The organism is Campylobacter gastrosuis (assembly GCF_030249845.1).
Taxonomy (GTDB): domain Bacteria; phylum Campylobacterota; class Campylobacteria; order Campylobacterales; family Campylobacteraceae; genus Campylobacter_A; species Campylobacter_A gastrosuis.
Window position 1 is genome coordinate 1 of record NZ_JANURM010000053.1, and the last position, 1,408, is coordinate 1,408.

The window sequence follows — 1,408 nt, forward strand, 5'->3', positions numbered from 1 at the left end:
TTATCAAGTAGCATTGGACTAATTGCATTATCCCACAAATAGCTATCTTTTAAAATAATCCCTGCTTCGTTTAAAATCACTATATCATAGCCAAAGCCCTCTATATTTTCAGGGCGTTCTGCACTTCTAAAATCAAGCCACGCCTCGCCTAAATTTAACTGCTTATCTTGCGCGTTATAGCTCCACAGCTCACGTGGGAGTTGTTTTAATTCAGGGTAAAAATAGCGTTGAAAATAGCGTTTTAAGTTTGCGTTCATCGTATCAACCCATAAAATTTTATGCCCTTCTAAAAGCCACTCAATGCACGCATTAGCCGTCCCTTTTGTAAAGCCAAAACGACGCCCCTTTTCAATAGTGGTAAATCTTGCAAAATTTTCAAAAAATACCCTTTTTTGCTGTGGGGTGTATTGTAAGGATAGATTTATCATTTTAACTCTTTTCGTTCAATCGTGATTTTTGTGCTGTTTTGCTGTGCGTTTGTGTTGTTTATTTGCATCATCGGCTCTTTGCCTAGCACGATTTCTTTATTTCTTGCTGTTATGCGTGAGTGGGCTTCTACTTCTGAAATTTCAGTCGCCGTTTCTAAAAACTCATCCGCCTTTTTTTGATTAATAAGTGCTCTACTTTGAAAATAAATAAGGTGCTTTGTCTGCTCTTTTACTATTTCGTGAAAGGCTTTCACTTCTGTTTCACTTTGCGTTGAAAGTGCCGTATTTATGGCTACTTGTTGTTTTACTAATTCGGCGTTTTCTTGCGGTAAGCCGTTGCAAAGTTTAAAAACATAACCGATACTTATCTCATATTTCTCAGCCAAGCTCTTTTTACTAGCTCCTGCTTTATATTCAGCCCTGATTAGCTCTTTTGTCTTTTCTGCAACCTTTGCCATTACTCCACCTTAAAAATCTTAACTTCAAGTCCGCCAAATTTGCCGTATTTAAAATTATAATCGCCACTTACAAACTTATCATCGCTAAATAGTGCGTCATTTACAGCCTTTGCCACATTGTCCGTATCTCCGTGCGTTTTGTCTTTATACGTAGCCATTACGCTTACGTGATATCGCCCCTTTAAACTAGGCTCTGTTTTGTTTTGAGCCTTAAAATGCCACCTTATTAGCTCTTTAAACGCTAAATATTTTTTATAATTAGCGTCTTTAAATTTCTGCCTTTGTGTTGTTCGTTTATATGGCACTGGATTATAAGGCAGATTTTCAATTTTAAGAAAATAATGCATTAACGCCCCCGCTCTTATAAATCATATAATCGGTTGGGTCTAACATATTACCAAACGATACCATATTCGTTTTTTTTACAATTGCGTCCTTAAACACCTCCGTCCCTAAAATTTCAATTTCTAAGTTTATAAATTCCATTATTTGACTTTTATGTGAGCTAAAAAACAGATACGG

Annotated in this window: 4 protein-coding genes; all 4 read right to left on the reverse strand. The window is 36.4% G+C overall.

What is annotated here, in order from left to right; all coding sequences use genetic code 11:
• On the reverse strand, positions 1-428 hold a 428-nt coding region (locus NYG85_RS12020; protein WP_284938909.1), incomplete at its 3' end, for a hypothetical protein.
• Entirely contained in the window at positions 425-886 is a 462-nt protein-coding gene (locus NYG85_RS12025; protein ID WP_284938911.1) for a hypothetical protein, read from the reverse strand. The genes NYG85_RS12020 and NYG85_RS12025, both read right to left, overlap by 4 nt.
• Positions 886-1,233 carry a RusA family crossover junction endodeoxyribonuclease gene (locus NYG85_RS12030; protein ID WP_284938912.1) on the reverse strand — a complete coding sequence of 116 codons (348 nt, stop codon included), beginning with the start codon at positions 1,231-1,233 and terminating at the stop codon, positions 886-888. Before NYG85_RS12030 ends, NYG85_RS12025 begins: the two co-directional genes overlap by 1 nt.
• A partial coding sequence (locus tag NYG85_RS12035; RefSeq protein WP_284938914.1) for a hypothetical protein occupies positions 1,217-1,408 on the reverse strand: 192 nt, incomplete at its 5' end. The genes NYG85_RS12035 and NYG85_RS12030, both read right to left, overlap by 17 nt.

Coding starts and splice junctions, on each gene's coding strand:
- NYG85_RS12030 (WP_284938912.1), bottom strand. CDS start 1,233: ATGCATTATTTTCTTAAAATTGAAAATCTGCCTTATAATCCAGTGCCA.
- NYG85_RS12025 (WP_284938911.1), bottom strand. CDS start 886: ATGGCAAAGGTTGCAGAAAAGACAAAAGAGCTAATCAGGGCTGAATAT.